This window comes from Bosea sp. NBC_00550 (assembly GCF_026020075.1).
Taxonomy (GTDB): Bacteria; Pseudomonadota; Alphaproteobacteria; order Rhizobiales; family Beijerinckiaceae; genus Allobosea.
Map to the genome: position 1 here is coordinate 4,707,952 of NZ_CP102772.1, position 17,668 is coordinate 4,725,619.

Annotated in this window: 19 protein-coding genes and 1 pseudogene; 11 read left to right on the plus strand and 9 right to left on the minus strand. The window is 66.8% G+C overall.

Annotated features, from left to right (window positions below; genetic code table 11):
- Positions 1 to 46 precede the first annotated feature (46 nt).
- Positions 47 to 760 carry an ABC transporter substrate-binding protein gene (locus NWE53_RS22450; RefSeq protein ID WP_265051559.1) on the plus strand — a complete coding sequence of 238 codons (714 nt, stop codon included), beginning with the start codon at positions 47 to 49 and terminating at the stop codon, positions 758 to 760.
- Between the two features lie 2 nt (positions 761 to 762).
- Positions 763 to 1,296 (plus strand): annotated as a pseudogene (locus NWE53_RS22455) (ABC transporter substrate-binding protein); the annotation flags it as partial.
- A gap of 333 nt (positions 1,297 to 1,629) precedes the next feature.
- On the opposite strand, the gene NWE53_RS22460 reads toward NWE53_RS22455, so the two are convergent.
- Both NWE53_RS22460 and NWE53_RS22465 read right to left on the minus strand, forming a co-directional pair.
- Positions 1,630 to 2,511 carry an aldose 1-epimerase family protein gene (locus NWE53_RS22460; RefSeq protein WP_320109585.1) on the minus strand — a complete coding sequence of 294 codons (882 nt, stop codon included), beginning with the start codon at positions 2,509 to 2,511 and terminating at the stop codon, positions 1,630 to 1,632.
- 97 nt (positions 2,512 to 2,608) lie between these two features.
- The gene (locus NWE53_RS22465) at positions 2,609 to 2,782 is read right to left on the minus strand and encodes a hypothetical protein (RefSeq protein ID WP_265051560.1); all 174 of its coding nucleotides are present in this window, start codon (positions 2,780 to 2,782) and stop codon (positions 2,609 to 2,611) included.
- Between the two features lie 44 nt (positions 2,783 to 2,826).
- On the opposite strand from NWE53_RS22465, the gene NWE53_RS22470 reads away from it, so the two are divergent.
- From NWE53_RS22470 to dapD, 7 genes are all read left to right on the plus strand, one after another.
- Entirely contained in the window at positions 2,827 to 3,426 is a 600-nt protein-coding gene (locus NWE53_RS22470; protein WP_265051561.1) for a nitroreductase family protein, read from the plus strand.
- A 70-nt stretch (positions 3,427 to 3,496) separates the two neighbouring features.
- A complete protein-coding gene (locus tag NWE53_RS22475; RefSeq protein ID WP_442864880.1) occupies positions 3,497 to 4,480 on the plus strand; it encodes a TRAP transporter substrate-binding protein in 984 nt (327 codons plus the stop codon).
- A 27-nt stretch (positions 4,481 to 4,507) separates the two neighbouring features.
- Positions 4,508 to 5,287, plus strand: a complete 780-nt coding sequence (locus tag NWE53_RS22480; protein ID WP_265051562.1) for a VOC family protein — start codon at positions 4,508 to 4,510, stop codon at positions 5,285 to 5,287.
- Positions 5,288 to 5,442: 155 nt separating this feature from the next.
- A complete protein-coding gene (locus NWE53_RS22485; protein WP_265051563.1) occupies positions 5,443 to 5,709 on the plus strand; it encodes a hypothetical protein in 267 nt (88 codons plus the stop codon).
- Positions 5,699 to 6,016, plus strand: coding sequence for a hypothetical protein (locus tag NWE53_RS22490; protein WP_265051564.1), 318 nt, complete (start codon positions 5,699 to 5,701; stop codon positions 6,014 to 6,016). The genes NWE53_RS22485 and NWE53_RS22490 overlap by 11 nt, the downstream gene beginning before the upstream one ends.
- A gap of 52 nt (positions 6,017 to 6,068) precedes the next feature.
- Entirely contained in the window at positions 6,069 to 6,827 is a 759-nt protein-coding gene (gene cobF, locus NWE53_RS22495; protein WP_265051565.1) for a precorrin-6A synthase (deacetylating), read from the plus strand.
- A gap of 61 nt (positions 6,828 to 6,888) precedes the next feature.
- Entirely contained in the window at positions 6,889 to 7,731 is an 843-nt protein-coding gene (gene dapD / locus NWE53_RS22500) for a 2,3,4,5-tetrahydropyridine-2,6-dicarboxylate N-succinyltransferase (protein ID WP_265051566.1), read from the plus strand.
- A gap of 94 nt (positions 7,732 to 7,825) precedes the next feature.
- Here the strand turns inward: dapD and NWE53_RS22505 are convergent, their stop codons facing one another.
- Complete coding sequence (locus NWE53_RS22505; protein WP_265051567.1) at positions 7,826 to 8,389, minus strand: DUF1269 domain-containing protein; 564 nt, start codon at positions 8,387 to 8,389, stop codon at positions 7,826 to 7,828.
- Positions 8,390 to 8,485: 96 nt separating this feature from the next.
- Positions 8,486 to 9,979 (minus strand): MDR family MFS transporter, encoded by a 1,494-nt coding sequence (locus NWE53_RS22510; RefSeq protein WP_265051568.1) that lies wholly within the window; start codon positions 9,977 to 9,979, stop codon positions 8,486 to 8,488.
- Between the two features lie 191 nt (positions 9,980 to 10,170).
- Here NWE53_RS22510 and NWE53_RS22515 point away from each other — a divergent pair, with 191 nt between their 5' ends.
- Complete coding sequence (locus NWE53_RS22515; RefSeq protein ID WP_265051569.1) at positions 10,171 to 10,701, plus strand: hydrolase; 531 nt, start codon at positions 10,171 to 10,173, stop codon at positions 10,699 to 10,701.
- 14 nt (positions 10,702 to 10,715) lie between these two features.
- Here the strand turns inward: NWE53_RS22515 and NWE53_RS22520 are convergent, their stop codons facing one another.
- The 5 genes from NWE53_RS22520 to NWE53_RS22540 all read right to left on the minus strand — a co-directional run bounded on the left by NWE53_RS22520 (position 10,716) and on the right by NWE53_RS22540 (position 15,567).
- Complete coding sequence (locus tag NWE53_RS22520) at positions 10,716 to 11,705, minus strand: branched-chain amino acid ABC transporter permease (protein WP_265051570.1); 990 nt, start codon at positions 11,703 to 11,705, stop codon at positions 10,716 to 10,718.
- Between the two features lie 21 nt (positions 11,706 to 11,726).
- On the minus strand, positions 11,727 to 12,614 hold the full coding sequence (locus NWE53_RS22525) for a branched-chain amino acid ABC transporter permease (RefSeq protein ID WP_265051571.1): 888 nt from the start codon (positions 12,612 to 12,614) through the stop codon (positions 11,727 to 11,729).
- Positions 12,615 to 12,781: 167 nt separating this feature from the next.
- Positions 12,782 to 13,987, minus strand: coding sequence for an ABC transporter substrate-binding protein (locus NWE53_RS22530; RefSeq protein ID WP_265051572.1), 1,206 nt, complete (start codon positions 13,985 to 13,987; stop codon positions 12,782 to 12,784).
- Positions 13,988 to 14,066: 79 nt separating this feature from the next.
- Positions 14,067 to 14,813, minus strand: a complete 747-nt coding sequence (locus NWE53_RS22535) for an ABC transporter ATP-binding protein (protein WP_265051573.1) — start codon at positions 14,811 to 14,813, stop codon at positions 14,067 to 14,069.
- On the minus strand, positions 14,800 to 15,567 hold the full coding sequence (locus tag NWE53_RS22540; protein WP_265051574.1) for an ABC transporter ATP-binding protein: 768 nt from the start codon (positions 15,565 to 15,567) through the stop codon (positions 14,800 to 14,802). Before NWE53_RS22540 ends, NWE53_RS22535 begins: the two co-directional genes overlap by 14 nt.
- A gap of 408 nt (positions 15,568 to 15,975) precedes the next feature.
- On the opposite strand from NWE53_RS22540, the gene NWE53_RS22545 reads away from it, so the two are divergent.
- Positions 15,976 to 17,619, plus strand: a complete 1,644-nt coding sequence (locus tag NWE53_RS22545) for a caspase family protein (protein ID WP_265051575.1) — start codon at positions 15,976 to 15,978, stop codon at positions 17,617 to 17,619.
- Positions 17,620 to 17,668 lie beyond the last annotated feature (49 nt).

Genomic DNA, 17,668 nt, shown 5'->3' on the forward strand with positions numbered 1-17,668 from the left:
CTCGTCCGGAGCGCTGCGGTCGACGACGATGGAGGAGGACGTCCCGATGCAACTGCCCCGTTTCGCTGCAGCGCTGCTACTGACCGCATCCGCGCTGCTGCCATTACCGGTGTTGGCGCAGGCACAGCCGGCCGCGAACCGCGTCCTGCGCGTCGCGCCACATGCCGACCTCAAGACGCTCGATCCGGTCGCCGCCTCCATCGTCATCACCCGCATGCACGGGTTGATGATCTACGAGACGCTCTTCGCCTGGGATGCGAATCTCCAGCCGAAGCCGCAGATGGTCGAGAGCTTCGAGACCGCGCCCGACAAGCTGAGCTGGACCTTCAAGCTGCGTCCCGGCCTCAAATTCCACGATGGCCAGCCGGTCACCACGAAGGACGTCGTCGCCTCGCTCGCCCGCTGGATGAAGCGCGACACCATCGGCGGCAAGCTCGGCGAATACACCGAGGGCATGGAGGTGGTCGATGATGCCACCTTCAGGCTCAAGCTGAAGCGCCCGCTGGCTCTCGTGCCCTTCGCGCTCGGCTCGGCCGTCGGACAGATCCCGGTGATCATGCGAGAGGCCGACGCCAAGAGCGATCCGATGAAGCCGATCACCGAGACGATCGGCTCCGGCCCGTTCAGGTTCAACCGCGAGGAATGGCGCAGCGGCTCGAAGATCGTCTACGACCGCAACCCCGATTATGCCCGCGTTCCGAGCCGGCCGACGGGCTCGCCGGCGGCCGCGTCGTCAAGGTCGACCGGGTCGAATGGCTGATCATGCCCGATGCGGCGACCGCGGCCGCCGCGCTCCAGACCGGCGAGATAGACATCTGGGAGCAGCCGAGCCAGGACCTGATCCCGATCGTTTCCGCCAACAGCCAAGTCAAGGTCGAGCGCTATTCCAACCTCGCCAATCAGGTGATGCTGCGGCCGAACCATCTCCACCCGCCCTTCGACAACCCGAAGGCCCGGCTCGCCTTGGCTTATGCCACCGATCAGGCGGACTTCCTCGCCGCCGGCTTCGGCGACGAGGAATGGTGGAAGCGCTGCAACGCCTATTTCATCTGCGGCGGCCCGAACGGCATCGAGGCCGGTGCGGAAGGCTACGCCAAGCCCGACCTGGAGAGGGCGCGCCAGCTCCTCAAGGAGAGCGGCTACAAGGGCGAGAAGCTCGTGCTCTCGACCAGCAACGATATCGCCCCGATCGGCCGCATGGCCGAGGTCGCGGCGTCGCAGCTCAAGGCTGTCGGTTTCAACGTCGACGTCCAGTTCGCGGACTGGGGCGCCGTCACCACGCGCCAGCAGAACAAGAGCCTGCCCGATCAGGGCGGCTGGAACCTCTTCGTCACCTATGCCTCGGGCGCGACGATGCAATCGCCGCTGACCAATATCGGCACCAACATGGCCTGCGAGCGGGCCTGGGCCGGCTGGCCCTGCGATGCCGAGGCGGAGAAGCTGCGTGGCGCCTTCGTCGATGCGCCCGACGACGCCAGCCGCAAGATCGCGCTGGAAGCGCTGCACAAGCGCCTCGCCGAGATGCAGCCCTATCGCGTGCTCGGCCAGTTCGACCAGCCCTATGCGCGACGCACCAATGTCGCCGGCGTGCTGCCAGCGCCGGTGATGCTGTTCTGGAACATCGAGAAGCTAGAGCGTCACGCGCCAGGTGAAGTCGCGGCTCTCGCCCGGCGCCCGGGTCAGGATGCCCGGCTTGGCCGCGAATTCGCCTTGCCAGCCGGCCGGGCTCGCCATGCTGTACCAGGGCTCGATGCACAGGAACGGCGCGCCGGTCGGTTTCGACCAGATGCCGAGATCCTTGTAGCCCTCCCAGCTTACGGTCAGGGCGCGTCGCTCCCGCCCGGCTTCGTCGCTTGCGGCGAAGCGCACCGAGCGGTTGGCGACGTTCGCGATCACGATCGCATCGTTGGCGAACAGCCCCTCGGCGAGCGGGAGTTCGGTGCCCTCAAAAGGCAGAGGGATCGCCGATCCGAGCAAACCGCCGTCGACGCTCAGGCCCGGTCCCGGCTCGGCTTGCGGAAAGGTCAGGCGATGAGCCTCCTTCGCGATTCCCTCGGCCAGCGGCCAGAGGAAGGCGGGATGGGCGCCGACGCCGCAGATCAGCGTCGTCTCTGCCGGGTTGCTTACCTGCGTGGTCACCGACAGCGTATCGTCGGTGACCGCGTAGATCATCCGCAGCACGAAGCGGAACGGGTAGTGCGCCAAGGTCTCCGCGCTGTCCCGCAACTCCAGCACGGCGCGGTCGGCGCTTCGCTCGACCCAGCTGAACAGGCTGTCGCGGGCGAAGCCGTGCTGCGTCAGCCGGTAGGACTGCCCTTCGTGGATCAAGGTATCGTCGGTGAGGCGCCCCACGATCGGAAACAGCACAGGTGAATGGCGCGGCCATTCCGGGCCGCCATGCCAGAGCGCTGGCCCGTCCTCATTGCTCAGCGCTACCAGCTCGCCGCCCTGGGCCCTGATCGTCGCGTGCAGGCGGCTGGAGGAAATCTCGTGGGTATCGCTCATCATCATCTCCCGGCGGCTGCTTCGTTCCTCGATATCCGATCGGGCGGGCCAGCGGAATCGCGATGACCTTCCGCGCTTATCGCGAACGCGCTCGCTATGCGTTTCACGCAAGAGTGATGGCTTCCCGCAAAGAGTTTATGCGATAGAGGCGCCGTGCTCTGCCGGGCTCGTTCGATGGCAAGGCGTTGCCGGAATGGATCTTTTTAAAGATTTTCCTTTCCTTGACCGCCTGATCGCGTGTGCCGATCCTGCCGAACGCCTCCGCAGGGAATTCCATCGGAGGTGGTTCGCGCCGCCGCCAATCTGCCGTCAGGACGTTCGATGACCAACACCGCCAACAGCCGCACCGCCGATCACGATATCGACCCGCTCTTCCTCGAGCGCTGGTCGCCGCGCGCCTTCACCAACGAGATCATCTCCGAAGCCGAGTTGAAGGCGCTGTTCGAGGCGGCGCGCTGGGCACCGTCTTCCTACAATTCGCAGCCCTGGCGCTTCATCTATGCGCGGCGCGACTCGGCCCATTGGCCGACGCTGCTGGGCCTGCTCAACGAGTTCAACCAGTCCTGGGCGAAGCACGCGGCCGCCCTCGTCGTCATCGTCTCGAAGGAAGCGATGGCGGTGCCCGGCAAGTCGGAGGAAGTGCCGTCCCACAGCCATTCCTTCGATGCCGGAGCCGCCTGGGCCAATCTCGCCCTCCAGGCCGTGCGGCTCGGTTGGCAGGCGCATGGCATGGTCGGCTTTGATCTCCAGCGCGCGCGGTCGGAACTAAAGGTGCCGGCCGGTTATCGCGTCGAGGCTGCCGTCGCCATCGGCAAGCCCGGTGACAAGGCGCAGCTTCCGGAAGCCTTGCAGGCGCGCGAGACGCCGAGCCAGCGCAACCCGATCAGCGCGACCGTCTTCGAAGGCAGCTTCGGCGGCTGAACGGCTGTTGCCTCTTGCCGGGGGAGCGGTTTCGGGCGATCCCCCGATCAGCGCCGAAGGAGGCAAGCCCTTGCTGATCACACGCCGTCAAGCCGCCGCCGGCCTCGTCGCCGCGCCGGCTGTCCTGAGTGGAAAGGCCTTGGCCGCCGGGCGCCCGGTCACGGTCGCCTCCCTGCTCGGCGAGGACAAGCCGGAGACCAGGATCTGGCGGCGGATCGCCGAGACCCTGGCGCGCACCGCGCCGGGGCGTTTCGATCTGCGCATCGTGCCCAACGCCGCGCTCGGGGGCGAGAAGGAAGTCGCCGAGGGGCTGCGGCTCGGCTCGATCCAGGCCGCGCTGTCGACGGTGTCCTCGCTTTCCGCCTGGGTGCCGGAGGGGCAGGTACTCGACCTGCCTTTCCTGTTCCGCGACAGGGATCATCTCGGGCGCGTCTTGGCCGGGCCGCTGGGCGGCGAGCTCAAGGCGCGCTACGAGGCGCAGGGCTTCGTCGTGCCCGGCTTCATCAATTACGGCGCCCGCCATCTGCTGGCCAAGGAACCGCTGACGACGCCGGCCTCCGTCAGGGGCAAGCGCATCCGCGTCATCCAGAGCCCGCTTCATACCGCGCTCTGGTCGGGCTTCGGCGCCTATCCGACGCCGATCCCTATCCCCGAGACCTACAACGCCCTGAAGACCGGCGTGGTCGACTGCATGGACCTGACCAAATCCGCCTATGTCGGCTTCCGGCTCCACGAGGTCGTGCCCGTCCTGATCGAGACCGGCCACATCTGGGCGACCGGGGTCGTGATGTTCGCCGCGCCGTTCTGGAAGGCGCTGGCGCTGCCGGACCGCGAGGCGCTGGCCGCGGCCGTCGCGGAGGGAACGGCCTATTTCGACGAGCTGATGCTGGCTGACGAAGCGGCCTCGATGGCCAAGGCCGCATCCGAAGGCGGCAAGGTCGTGCCGGCCGAGGACCGCGCCGGCTGGCAGGACGGCGCCCGCAAGGTCTGGGCGAGCTTCGCCCCCCAGCTTGGCGGCATCGACAAGATCGAGGCGATCGCGCAAAGCGCCTGAATCCAGCATCGACAGGGAGTCGCGACCATGCCGCTTTCGATCGACCATATCGTCATCGCCGTCACCGATCTCGACGCCGCGGTGCGGGACTACACGGCGCTCGGCTTCACCGTGCTGCCCGGCGGCGAGCATCCGCGCGGCTCTCGCAATGCGCTGGTCGTGTTCGAGGACGGCGCCTATCTCGAGATCATCGCCTTCCCACGCCCGGTGCCGGGGTTTCGCTGGTGGCAGGTACTGGACCGCGCCAGCCCCGGCCTCGTCGATTATGCCGTGCTGCCGGATGATTTCGACGCCGATCTCGCCCGTGCCCGCGCCGCCGGCATCGTCATGGACGGGCCGATCGAAGGCGGTCGCCTCCAGCCCGACGGTACACGCATCGCCTGGCGCTCGGCTCGCCCGCCCGAGCCCGACATCCCTTTCCTGGTCACCGACGTCACGCCGCGCGATCTGCGCGTCCCCACGGGTGCGGCGCGTCGTCATGCCAATGGCGTAACGGGGGTGGCCGGTATCACCGTCGCGGTTCAGGATCTCGCCACCTCGACGACGCGCTACCATGCGCTGCTCGGACGCCAGCCTGCCGCCACGGGCGGCGTTCCCGGCCTCGGTTTCGGCTCGGTGCAGTTCCGCATCGAACGGCAGACCCTGTCGCTGGTCGAGCCGCGTGGCTCTGCCGCAGCGGGACCGGCGGAGCATCTCGTCCGCCGTGGTCAGGGCTCCTACGCGGTGTCCTTCTATGGCCCCGACGACCTCACGCTCGATAGCGGCCTTGCTCATGGCGCTCGTCTGGAGATCGTCCGCGATCTCTGAGCCGGCGGCGTCATTTTCCGGTCACGCTTGCGAGCGAGAGTGGCCCGTTACCTTCGAATAGTTCTATTTATGCAGTAATAACAAAGGCTTGCATCGAATCTCAGTCCTGCCTATCTCTCCCGGCGATCAGTGAATCAACCGACGGAGGTACCGGGATGGGTGGGATCACCGAGGTGGATGTCGCGGCCGCGATCGGCCGGATCGACGAGATCATCATTCGCGAGATCGTCCGCACCGGCGCAACCCGGCCGGAGCTGCGTCGCGCGCTCGCCCTGGCCAAGGGTCCCGGCGATCTCGCCGCCGATTCGGCCCTGCCGCCGCGCATGCAGCGCCTCGTCGATCTGCTGGCCGTCACCCTGCCCGAACAGGGGCCGCCAAACCGCCGCCATGCCGCCATGAAGGGTATCGATCGTGCCGCCTGAACAGGGAAGCGCCGAATCGCTCGAAGCTGCCCGCGGCCATCTCCGCGAGGCGGTCATGACAGCTTTTTGCGCGGCGCTCCGGGATACTCACCTGCCGCCGCTGGCGCTGATCGAGTTGGCGGCGGCAGCGGTCGGTTCTGTCTACAGAGAGGTGGCGGATGCTCATCGCGGCGATCAGCCATGCCCTTGCGGCTGGCACCCGCGCCTCGCGGCGGATCTGGAAGCGCTTCAGGCGGCGCTGGCGTTGAGCGCCGCGCCGGTTCCGCAGCCGGACCTCGCGCGCATGGCGGTGCTCGGTCGGGCCTGATCTCGCATCCTGGTGCGGGCCGTGGTAGGCCGCTGTGAACCTTCGGAGCGGCATGCGCAACATCCTCATCATCGGCATCGGGGCCGGCAATCCCGAGCATATGACGGTCGAGGCCATCGAGGCGCTTAACCGCGCCGACGTGCTGTTCATCCCCGACAAGGGCGAAGAAAAGGCGGCGCTGCGTGCCCTGCGCGAAGCTATCTGCGTGCGCTTCATCCGAACGCCCGGCTATCGCACGGTCCCCGTCGCGATTCCGCAGCGAGCGGAGGCCGGCAGCGATTATCGCGGCGTCGTCGACGACTGGCATGAGCGCATCGCCGCCAGCTATCGCGCCCTTTTCGAGGCCGAACTGGCTGAAGGGCAGACCGGCGCGCTGCTCGTCTGGGGCGATCCTGCGCTCTACGACAGCACCTTGCGGATCATGGAGCGGGTCGTCGCATCCGGCCTCGCCATCGACTGGCAGGTCTATCCCGGCATCAGCAGCGTCCAGGTGCTGGCGGCGCGCCACCGCATTCCGCTCAACAGCATCGGCGCGCCGATCCTGATCACGACAGGGCGCAGGCTCGCGGCGGGCTTCCCGGCCGATCAGGACAGCGTCGTCGTGATGCTCGACGGCGAGCAGGCCTTCGCGAAGCTCGATCCCGAGGGGCTCGACATCTTCTGGGGCGCCTATCTCGGCACGCCGGACGAGATCCTGCTCGCCGGCTCGCTCGCCGAACTCTCCACCGAGATCACCCGTGTTCGGGCGCAGGCCCGTGCCCGGCATGGCTGGATCATGGATACCTATATGCTGCGTCGCCGCCCGGCTTGACGCGGCGCCCCTCATCCGCCATCGCTCGCCGCGATCTTTCGAACCCTGCCGGAGCCGTCTGATGTCCCTCGCCGATCTTGCCGCTACCATCGACGCCGCCTGGGAGAACCGGGCCGAGATCGGCATCTCCACCAAGGGCGCGGTGCGCGAGGCCGTCGAGCAGGCGATCGAGATGCTCGATGCCGGTACCGCTCGCGTCGCCGAGAAGCAGGGCGCTGACTGGGTCGTGCATCAGTGGCTGAAGAAGGCGGTGCTGCTCTCCTTCCGCCTGACCGACAACATGATCATCGCCAACGGCCCGGGCGAGGGCGTGTTCTGGGACAAGGTGCCGTCGAAGTTCGAGGGCTGGGGCGAGAACCGCTTCCGCGCCGCCGGCTTCCGCGTCGTGCCGCCGGCCGCCGCGCGCAAGGGCTCGTTCCTGGCGCCGAACGTCGTGCTGATGCCGTCCTTCGTCAATATCGGCGCCTTCGTCGACACGGGCACCATGGTCGATACCTGGGCGACGGTCGGCTCCTGCGCCCAGATCGGCAAGAACGTGCATCTCTCCGGCGGCGTCGGCATCGGCGGCGTGCTCGAGCCGCTGCAGGCCAACCCGACCATCATCGAGGACAACTGCTTCATCGGCGCCCGCTCCGAGGTGGTCGAGGGCGTGATCGTCGGCGAGGGCTCGGTGCTCTCGATGGGCGTCTTCATCTCGGCCTCGACCAAGATCGTCGACCGCGCCACCGGCCAGGTCCATGTCGGCAAGGTGCCGCCCTATTCGGTGGTGGTGCCGGGCTCGCTGCCGGGCAAGCCTTTCCCGGATGGCACGCCGGGCCCGGCGCTCTCCTGCGCCGTCATCGTCAAGACGGTCGACGCCCAGACGCGCTCCAAGACCGGCATCAACGAGCTGTTGCGCGACTGAAATCAGCCGTCATTCTCGGGCGCGCGCAGCGCTGACCCGAGAATCTCTTGCAGGAGATGCTCGGGTCGAGCCCGAGCATGACGTGCCTTGATTTTCAACCCACCGGCGAGGGCGCGCCCGTTCCCTGCGGATAAGGCTCGGGCGGTGTCTGGGCCGCTGCCGGCGTCGTGCCATGCGCGTCGGCCAGCGCATCGCGCAGCTTCTGCTCCTGCGCGCGGTCGAGCGAGGTCTTGAGCACGGTGCCGCCGGTGCCGCGGATCGCTTCCAGAACCTTGTCGCCGGTCACCTTGTTGATCAGCACGAACAGCGCCGCATTGCCGGGTTGCAGGCTGCCGGACAGGTCTTTCATGAACTTGTCGTCGACGCCGTAATCTGTCAGCGCGCCCCCGAGCGCGCCGGACGCCGCGCCGAGCGCCGCCCCGAAGACCGGCATCAGGAAGATCGCGCCGATCAGCAGGCCCCAGAACGAGCCGGAGACCGCGCCCATCGCCGTCGTGTTCAGGAGCTGGTTGAGCTTAACCTTGCCGCCGTCCTGCATCACCGCGATGGCGGCATCGCCGATCTCGATCAGATATTCCTTCTGCAACCCGATCAGCTTCTGGCGCATCTCCTCGGCGCGGGCCTCGGTCGAATAGACGATGACGACGAGATCGGACATGGCGGGAACTCCTGCTGCGGATGCTGGCATGCTGGCCCGGATGGATGACGGGCTCAAGGCAACGCGCAGTCGCAGCGAGCGGTTCCGGCCGAACTCCTATTCGCCGCCGACCGCCTTGGCCGCTTCGACCGCCCGGCCGCGCAGCGGCAATTGCTCCATCAGGGCGAGCGAGACGAGGGCGCAGCCGAAGCCGAGGCTTGCCGCGCCGAAGACGTAGCGGAACAGCGTCACCATCGTTTCCCGATCGACCGTGCCGAGCTTGAGCGCTTCTGGCGAGAGCTGCGCGGCCGCGCCGCCGACGCCGCCGAGCACGATCGCACCAAAGATCGCGACGATCAGCGCCCCGCCGATCTGACGGAAGAAATTGGCGACGGCCGTGGCCGTGCCGAGCTGATGAACGGTCACCGCGTTCTGGATCGAGACGGTGGCGACCGGCAGCAGCGTGCCGAAGCCGATGCTGACGATGGCGAGCAGCACGGAGAAGGGCAGCAGCGCGAGCTGCCCCGAGAACGCGGCGAGCACGGCCGTGCCGGTAAGCGCCACGAAGAGCCCGACCATCGGAACGCGCTTGTAATGGGTGAGATGAGACATCGCCCGGCCGGAACTGGTCGCACCGACGACGGTGCCGCAGGTCAGAGGCAGCAGGCCGAGGCCGGAATGGGTGGCGCTCAGCCCCATCACGGTCTCGAAATAGAGCGGGAGATAGATGGTGAGGCCGATGAAGGTGCCCATGCCGAAGCCGGCCGCCAGCGTGCCCCGGCGCACGACGCGGTTGCCGAGCAGGTCGAGCGGGATCAGCGGTTCGGAGGCTGTGCGCAATCGCCAGGCAAACAGCGCCCACAGCAGCAGCGAGACGCCGATCAACGTTGCGATCGGCAGGGAGCGCCAGGGATAGGCGGTGCCGCCCCAGGACAGGGCGAGCAGAAGCGACACCGTCGCCAGCATCATCAGCACGGCGCCGATCACGTCGAGCTTGTGGGGGTGCTCGTGGCGCGGCAGGCGTTTCAACGCCCCGCTCGTCATCCAGTAGGCGCCGAGGCCGAGCGGCAGGTTGATCCAGAAGATCACCGACCAATGCAATTGCTCCGCCAGGACGCCGCCGAGAACGGGCCCAAGCAGCGAGGACGACATGAAGACGCTGGCGAAATAGACCTGATAGCGCCCGCGCTCCTTGGGGGGCACCATATCGGCAACGATGGTCTGCGCGAGCGCGATCAGCCCGCCGCCGCCGAGGCCCTGAATGAAGCGCGCCAGCACGAGCAGCCAGAGCGAAGGCGCCAGCGCGCAGGCGATCGACCCGATCACGAAGACGACGATGCCAGAAAGCAGCACCACGCGACGCCCATGGATGTCGGCGAGCTTGCCGTAGAGCGGCGTGACGGCTGTCGCGGCGAGCAGGTAGATCGTCACGATCCAGGACAGATGCGTCACGTCGTTGAGTTCACGGCCGATCGTCGGCAGCGCGGTCGCGACGATCGTCTGGTCGAGCGCGGCCAGGAACATGGCCAGCATGATGCCGATCAGGATCGAGCGGATATCCGCAGGCGTCAGCGGCGCGGCAGGAATCTGTGTGTCGAGCCGCTTGTCCATAAAAACCGTGATCGTATCTGCGTCTTGGGAATGCTGGAACTTAATGTCAGCTCTTGCCATGCGCCAGAGGCGCGTCGTGGGAGCGGCCTTGCGACCAGGGCGGGGCAGGTCGAGAGTCGACGGCCTTCGCCACCATGCGTTTCTCGGCGCTTGTCATGCTAGGCTGGCAGGAAAGCGAGAAAGGAGCTGGTATGCCGCTGCTGTCCGCTGGGAACGCGATGCTGGTCATCATCGATTTCCAGGCGCGTTTGATGCCCGCGATTCATGCCGGCGACAAGGCGCTGCTCAATGCCGGGCGTCTCGTCGAGGCGGCGCGCCTGCTCGACATACCCACGATCCTGACCGAGCAGAATCCGCGTGGCCTCGGTTCGACCGTGCCGGAATTGGCCGGGGCCGGGCCGGTCGTCACCAAGATGAGCTTCGACGCCTGCGCCGAATCCGCTTTCCTCGATGCCGTCGCGGGCGATCGCGAGCTGGTGGTCTGCGGCTGCGAGGCGCATGTCTGCGTCGGCCAGACGGTGCTGACCCTGCTCGAGCATCGCCGGCGGGTGATCGTGGTCGCCGACGCGATCGGTTCGCGGGCCCCGGAATCACGCGAGATCGCGCTGCGCCGCATGGCGGGGCACGGCGCCGAGATCGTCACCACCGAGATGGTGCTGTTCGAATGGCTGCGGACGGCCGAGCACCCGCAGTTCAGGCCGGTCTCGAAGCTGATCCGCTAGAGCCCCGGCCGCCGCTAGAGCGGCTTCTTGATGGCCTTGGCGATGACGCCGACGATGCCTTCGCGGAAGAGCAGGACGCAGAGCACAAAGATCACGCCCTGGACGACGGTGACCCAGGCGCCCAGCGTCGCCAGGTAGTTCTGCATGGAGACGATGACGAGCGCGCCGACGATCGGGCCGAAGACGGTGCCGAGCCCGCCGACCAGCGTCATCAGCACGACCTCGCCCGACATCGACCAGTAGACGTCGGTGAGCGAAGCGAGCTGGAAGACGATGGCCTTGGTCGCGCCGGCGAGGCCGGCGAGCGTGGCGGAGAGCACGAACACCATCAGCTTGTACTGGTTGGCGCGATAGCCGAGCGAGATGGCGCGGGGCTCGTTGTCGCGGATCGCCTTGCAGACCTGGCCGAAGGGCGAGTGGATGATGCGGTAGATCAGCAGGAGGCCGGCCATGAAGATCGCGGCCACCAGCCAGTAGAGCGCGCGGTCGTCGGCGAGGCTGATCAGGCCGAACAGCTTGCCGCGCGGCACGGCCTGGATGCCGTCCTCGCCGCCGGTGAAGCGCGGCGTCTGCAGCGAGAAGAAGAACACCATCTGGGCCAGCGCCAGCGTGATCATGGCGAAGTAGATACCCTGTCGCCGGATGGCGAGCGCGCCGAAGACGGTGCCGAGCAGGGCGGCCACGGCCGTTCCGAGCAGGATCGCCAATTCAGGCGTCAGGCCCCAGTTCTTGGCGGTGTAGGCGCTGACATAGCTTGCCATCCCGAAATAGGCGGCATGGCCGAAGGAGAGGAGCCCGCCATAGCCAAGCAGGAGGTTGAAGGCGAGCGCGAACAGCGCGAAGCACAGCACCTTCATCACGAAGACCGGATAGGCGACGAAGGGCGCGATCACCAGCAGCGCCGCTATGGCGATGAACAGGTTGCGATGCAGGCGGGCCGTGCTGTCGTCGGTCTCGGTGAGGACGGCGGCGGCCGGGGTGTCGGTCGAGGCAAGGTCGGTCATGTCGTCGGATCCTTGCTTGCGTCAGGCCTGGCGGCCGAACAGGCCGGCGGGCTTCACCAGCAGCACCAGCACCATGATGATGAAGATCACGGTCGCCGCCGCTTCCGGGTAGAACACCTTGGTCAACCCCTCGATCAGGCCGAGCGAGAAGCCGGTGACGATGGCGCCCATGATCGAGCCCATGCCGCCGATGACGACGACGGCGAAGACGACGATGATCAGGTCGCCGCCCATGTTCGGATTGACCGAGTAGATCGGCGCGGCGAGCACGCCGGCGAAGGCCGCGAGCGCGACGCCGAAGCCGTAGGTCAGCGTCACCAGCAGCGGCACGTTGATGCCGAAGGCCTGGGTCAGGGTCGGGTTCTCGGTCGCGGCGCGCAGATAGGAGCCGAGCTTGGTCTTCTCGATCAGGAACCAGGTGCCGAGGCAGACGACGAGCGAGGCGAAGATCACCCAGGCGCGATAGTTCGGCAGGAACATGAAGCCGAGATTCTGGCCGCCCGAGAGCTGCGGCGGGATGGCGTAAGGCAGGCCGGACGAACCGTACTGGTTGCGGAACAGGCCCTGGATGATCAGCGCCAGGCCGAAGGTCAGCAGCAGCCCGTAGAGATGGTCGAGATGGGCGATGCGCTTGAGCAGCAGCCGCTCGATCGCGATGCCGGTCGCACCGACGATGATCGGCGCCAGCAGCAGCGCCACCCAGTAATTGAGGCCGAGATAGTTCAGGCACATCCAGGCGACGAAGGCGCCCATCATGTACTGCGCGCCATGGCTGAAGTTGATGATGTTCAGGAGCCCGAAGATCACCGCCAGCCCAAGGCTGAGGATCGCATAGAACGAGCCGTTGATCAGGCCGAGAAGGACCTGGCCGAACAACGCCTGGGGTGGAATTCCGAGAAGCTCGAACATGATGGGCTCTTCGCTTTTGTCTTCTGAGTGACGTCGCTCGCGTCATGCCGGACGGAGCGAAGCGAAGATCCGGGATCCATCACAGAGCGCCGAGCCCTTGGATGGATCCCGGATCGGCGCGGCCTTGCGGCCGCTTGTCCGGGATGACGAGCGCTAAACCGCGACCGTCACTTCTTGACGAGCGGGCACTCGCTCTCGGCGAGCGGCTGGAAGGCCTGCTCGCCCGGCAGCACGGCGATCTGCTTGTAGTAGTCCCACGGGGCCTTCGACTCGGACGGCTTCTTGACCTCGTAGAGATACATGTCATGCACCTTGCGGCCGTTGACGCGGATCGTGCCCTTGCCGAAGAGCGGGTCGTCGGTTGGCGTCTCTTTCATCTTGGCCATGACGGCGGCGCTGTCCTTGCTCTTCGCGGCCTCGACCGCCTTGAGATAGTGCAGCAGCCCGGAATAGACGCCGGCATGGACCATGGTCGGCTTCTTGCCGCCGTTGAGCTTGGCGAAGCGCTCCGACCAGGCGCGGGTCTGGTCGTCCTTGTCCCAGTAGAACGACTCCGTCAGGACCAGCCCCTGCGCCGCCTGCAGGCCGAGCGCATGGACGTCACTGATGAAGACGAGGAGCCCTGCGAGCTTCTGCCCGCCGGCGACGATGCCGAACTCGCCCGCCTGCTTGATCGCGTTGGTGGTGTCGCTGCCGGCATTGGCGAGGCCGATGACCTTCGCCTTGGAAGCCTGCGCTTGCAGCAGGAAGGAGGAGAAGTCGGTTCCGGGGAATGGGGTGCGAACCGCGCCGACGACCTTGCCGCCGTTCTTGGTGACGGTGGCGCCGGCGTCACGCTCCAGTGCATGGCCGAAGGCGTAGTCGGCGGTCAGGAAGAACCAGCTGTCGCCGCCGGCCTTCACCATGGCGCCGCCCGTGCCCTGGGCCAGCGCATAGGTGTCGTAGGTCCAGTGTACGGTGTTGGGGCTGCAGGCCTTGCCGGTCAGGTCCGAGCTGCCGGCGCCGGAGTTGATGTGGATCTTGTTCTTCTCCTTGGTGATCTGGCTCACCGCCAGCGCGACCGAGGAGGTCGGTACGTCGAGGATCAGGTCGACGCCGTCCTGATCGTACCATTGCCGGGCGATGGTCGAGCCGACATCCGGCTTGTTCTGGTGGTCGGCCGAGACGATCTCGACCTTGATGCCCTTGTCGGCGGCCTTGAAGTCCTCGACCGCCATGCGCGCGGCGATCACCGAGCCCTCGCCCGAAAGGTCGGCATAGAGGCCCGAGCGGTCGTTGAGCACGCCGGCCTTGACCGAGATCTGCTGGGCCAGTGCCGGGCTCGCCATCAGGGCGGCAAGCGCGGTCGTTGCGAGAATGGTCTTGAGCTTCATCGTATTTCTCCCTGCTGTGGTTGTCGGCGTTTCGCCGTGTTCTTGGCCGCGCGATGCCGGCGTCAGGGCAAAAGGCCCGTCAGACTCCGAGATATCTGTGCAGCTTGTCGATATTGGCGTCGAGTTCGGCGTTCGGGATCATATCGATGACCTTGCCCTGCTCGACGACATAGTGCCGGTCGGCAACCGTCTGGGCGAAGCGGAAGTTCTGCTCGACCAGGATGATGGTGAAGCCGTCCTGCTTGAGCCTGGCGATGGTGCGGCCGATCTGCTCGATGATGACCGGCGCCAGCCCCTCGGTCGGCTCGTCGAGCAGGAGCAGATGCGCGCCGGTGCGCAGGATGCGCCCGATGGCCAGCATCTGCTGCTCGCCGCCGGAGAGCTTGGTGCCCTGGCTCTTCAGCCGCTCCTTGATGTTGGGGAAGAGTGTGAAGATCGCTTCGAGCGAGAGCCCGCCGGGGCGCACCTGCGGCGGCAGCATCAGGTTCTCTTCGACCGAGAGCGAGGAATAGATGCCGCGCTCCTCTGGCACGAAGCCGATGCCGAGCCGGGCGATCGCCCGCGAGGGCAGCCCGATCGTCTCGGTGCCTTCCAGCACCACCGAGCCCTTGCGCTTACCGATCACGCCCATGATGGACTTCAGAGTCGTGGTCTTGCCGGCGCCGTTGCGGCCGAGCAGCGTCACCACCTCGCCCGGCGCGACATCGAGGTCGACGCCGTGCAGCACATGGGATTCCCCGTACCAGGCCTCGAGCCCGCGCACCTTCAGCAAAGGCGCGGTGCCGGCGGCGGCCGACGGCGCCTTCAGGGCGTCAGTGGTGGCCATGGCCGCCTCCCGAACCGATATAGGCCTCGATCACGCGCGGGTCCTTCGAGACCGTGGCATAGTCGCCCTCGGCCAAGACCTGACCGCGCGCCAGCACGGTGATACGGTCCGACAGCGAGGCGACGACCGAGAGGTTGTGCTCGACCATCAGGATCGTGCGGTTCTTCGAGACCTTGCGGATCAGCGCCTCGATGCGCTCGACATCCTCGCGGCCCATGCCGGCCATCGGCTCGTCGAGCAGCAGCATCTCGGGATCGAGCGCCAGCGTCGTCGCGATCTCCAGCGCCCGCTTGCGGCCGTAGCTGAGCTCGCCCGCCGCGAGCGACAGGAAGGGCGTGAGGCCGACAGCGTCGACGAGGTTCCTCGCCTCGTCGTCCAGACTCTTCAGCGTGCGCTCCGGGCGCCAGAAGTCGAACGAATCGCCGCGCTTGCGCTGCAGCGCGATCCGGACGTTGGTCAGCACGGAGAGCTGCGGAAACACTGCCGAGATCTGGAAAGAGCGGACGAGCCCGAGCCGCGCGATCTCGGCCGGCTTCTCCCGCGTGATGTCACGGCCATTATAGAGAATGGTCCCGCGCGTCGGCGGCAAGAATTTCGTCAGCAGGTTGAAGCAGGTCGTCTTGCCCGCGCCATTCGGTCCGATCAAGGCATGAATCGAACCGCGCCGGACATTGAGGTCGACGCCGTTCACAGCTGTAAAGCCGGCAAATTCTTTGGTTAGACCTGACGTCGAAAGAATATTGTCCTCAGGCATGCCGATTGCCAGCCCTCATCAGCTTTGTCTTTCTTGTTTGAGCGGTTCCCCTTGCATGTCATGCTGCACCGCGCCGGGAACATAAGTCAACGATCCCAGGGCTGGAAGCGGCTCGCGGAACGGGCTTCTCATCCCTTGGTCTTATACCGCCTCTCTCCTGCAAATGGAGGATGTCGCGATCGGCCGCGTCGCGCGATGGTGCGCGTTCGGAGCAAGGCTCCGAAATTCCGTTTGAACCTGGAACGAGGGAGGCGCGACCAACGGGTATTCTGGTTTACCGTCGGGAAGTGTTGCGGTAAAAATGTCTGTTGGCCTTCGTCTATCGTCGTCCGTTTATCATCGTGCAGTGCCCTTTGTCGGGCCTTTCGCGGCCAGAAGATATGTGCCGCAGCAGCAGGGGAGGTTGTCGTGAGCTTGACGTCTCTGGTTTCGGTGTTCCAAGCCCGGATGGCTGCGGCCTTTGCGCTGGTGCTCTGGGCCGTGGCGTTCGCCTCGCCCGGCTCCGCGGCCGTGCCGGAGCGGCGCGTCGCGCTGGTGATCGGCAACAGCGCCTATACGGCGGTGCCGCCGCTCGCCAACCCGCAGCGCGACGCCAGGGGTATGGCGGCTGCGCTCAAGCGCCTCGGCTTCGACGTCGTCGAAGGCTATGACCTCAAGATGGACGAGATGACGGGCGTCGTGCGCGAGTTCGCGCAGAAGCTCGACGGCGCCAAGGCCGGCCTCGTCTACTATGCCGGCCACGGCATCGCGGTCGGCGACGAGAACTACCTGATCCCGGTCGACGCCTCGCTCCGTTCCGAGGCGGACCTCGATTTCCGCGCGGTCAACGTCCAGCTGGTGCTGCGCCAGATGCAGCGCGACGAGCGCGTCAACATCGTCATCCTCGACGCCTGCCGCGACAATCCCTTCGCCACGCAGCTCGCGGCGAAATCGCGTGCCGTCACGCGCGGCCTGACGGCGATCGAGACCCAGTCGGCCTCCGGCATCCTGATCGCTTTCGCGACCGATCCGCGCGCCACCGCGCTGGATGGCGAGCGTGACGGCAACAGCCCGTTCACCTCTGCGCTGCTCAAGCACATCGAGACGCCCGAGGTCTCGATCACCACCGTGATGGACCGCGTGCGGGCCGATGTCTGGGAAACCACCGGCAAGAAGCAGAAGCCCTGGACGAATTCCTCGATCATCGGCGAGTTCAGGCTCAACCCGACGCTGAAGCTCGCCTCGGTCGATCCGAGCGCGGCAGCGACCAAGGCCATCGACGCCGCGGTGCCGGTTCCGGCCATGCCGGTCGCCTCCTCGCTCGATCGCGCCCAGCTCGATGTGAAGACCTGGGAAGTGGCCGAGCGCGGCAATTCCGCGCCGGACTACCGCGCCTATCTCGACGCGTTCCCGTCCGGCCAGTTCGCAACCTTCGCCCGCAACCGTCTCGCCAGTCTCGAGGCGGCCAAGCCCGCCGCCGGCTTCCTGGCGACACCGCCCGGCGTCACCGACGAGGCGCTGAAGAAGGAGATCGGCACCGCGCAGAGCGAAACGGCCATGAAGCTCTCGGCTCCGGAGCGGCGCGAATTGCAGAACCGGTTGCGTCTCAGCGGCCTCCAGCCTGGCAAGATCGCCGCCAATTTCGGCCCGAGCCAGCGCAAGGCGATCCAGGAATGGCAGAAGAGCCGCGGCATCCCCGAGACCGGCTTCTTGACCGCGATGCAGGCGACGGCATTGCGAGCCCAGAGCGAGCCGGCCTACCAGCAGATGCTAGCCCAGGAAGAGAAGATCGCGGCCGAGAAGAAGACCAGGAAGGCTGTTGCGGAGCGTCCGCAGGGCGGCCGCGCCACCCGCAACGTCACCTATGAGGGCGGCGAGATGTACCGACGCGACATGGCCCGCGAGCGCGGCGTCGCTCAGGAAGGCTCGGGCACGACCTCGCAGCGCGGAACGGCCGGTGCCTATCGCGGACAGGTGCGGACGCGCGAGCCCGCCCCGGATACCGGCGGTGCCGCAGCAATCGGCTCGATCCTCGGCGGTGCCATCATGGGCGGCATCCTGCGCGGACGCTGAGCCGAAGCGGAAGACGAAACAGAAGAGCCGGCCGCATGGGCCGGCTCTT

What these genes read in the sequence shown, in the direction of transcription:
- cobF (WP_265051565.1), top strand. Translation starts at nt 6,069, where the DNA reads ATGCGCAACATCCTCATCATCGGCATCGGGGCCGGCAATCCCGAGCAT.
- NWE53_RS22485 (WP_265051563.1), top strand. Translation starts at nt 5,443, where the DNA reads ATGGGTGGGATCACCGAGGTGGATGTCGCGGCCGCGATCGGCCGGATC.
- NWE53_RS22515 (WP_265051569.1), top strand. Translation starts at nt 10,171, where the DNA reads ATGCCGCTGCTGTCCGCTGGGAACGCGATGCTGGTCATCATCGATTTC.
- NWE53_RS22535 (WP_265051573.1), bottom strand. Translation starts at nt 14,813, where the DNA reads ATGGCCACCACTGACGCCCTGAAGGCGCCGTCGGCCGCCGCCGGCACC.
- NWE53_RS22505 (WP_265051567.1), bottom strand. Translation starts at nt 8,389, where the DNA reads ATGTCCGATCTCGTCGTCATCGTCTATTCGACCGAGGCCCGCGCCGAG.
- NWE53_RS22530 (WP_265051572.1), bottom strand. Translation starts at nt 13,987, where the DNA reads ATGAAGCTCAAGACCATTCTCGCAACGACCGCGCTTGCCGCCCTGATG.
- dapD (WP_265051566.1), top strand. Translation starts at nt 6,889, where the DNA reads ATGTCCCTCGCCGATCTTGCCGCTACCATCGACGCCGCCTGGGAGAAC.
- NWE53_RS22510 (WP_265051568.1), bottom strand. Translation starts at nt 9,979, where the DNA reads ATGGACAAGCGGCTCGACACACAGATTCCTGCCGCGCCGCTGACGCCT.
- NWE53_RS22540 (WP_265051574.1), bottom strand. Translation starts at nt 15,567, where the DNA reads ATGCCTGAGGACAATATTCTTTCGACGTCAGGTCTAACCAAAGAATTT.
- NWE53_RS22460 (WP_320109585.1), bottom strand. Translation starts at nt 2,511, where the DNA reads ATGATGATGAGCGATACCCACGAGATTTCCTCCAGCCGCCTGCACGCG.
- NWE53_RS22470 (WP_265051561.1), top strand. Translation starts at nt 2,827, where the DNA reads ATGACCAACACCGCCAACAGCCGCACCGCCGATCACGATATCGACCCG.
- NWE53_RS22525 (WP_265051571.1), bottom strand. Translation starts at nt 12,614, where the DNA reads ATGTTCGAGCTTCTCGGAATTCCACCCCAGGCGTTGTTCGGCCAGGTC.
- NWE53_RS22450 (WP_265051559.1), top strand. Translation starts at nt 47, where the DNA reads ATGCAACTGCCCCGTTTCGCTGCAGCGCTGCTACTGACCGCATCCGCG.
- NWE53_RS22465 (WP_265051560.1), bottom strand. Translation starts at nt 2,782, where the DNA reads ATGGAATTCCCTGCGGAGGCGTTCGGCAGGATCGGCACACGCGATCAG.
- NWE53_RS22480 (WP_265051562.1), top strand. Translation starts at nt 4,508, where the DNA reads ATGCCGCTTTCGATCGACCATATCGTCATCGCCGTCACCGATCTCGAC.
- NWE53_RS22520 (WP_265051570.1), bottom strand. Translation starts at nt 11,705, where the DNA reads ATGACCGACCTTGCCTCGACCGACACCCCGGCCGCCGCCGTCCTCACC.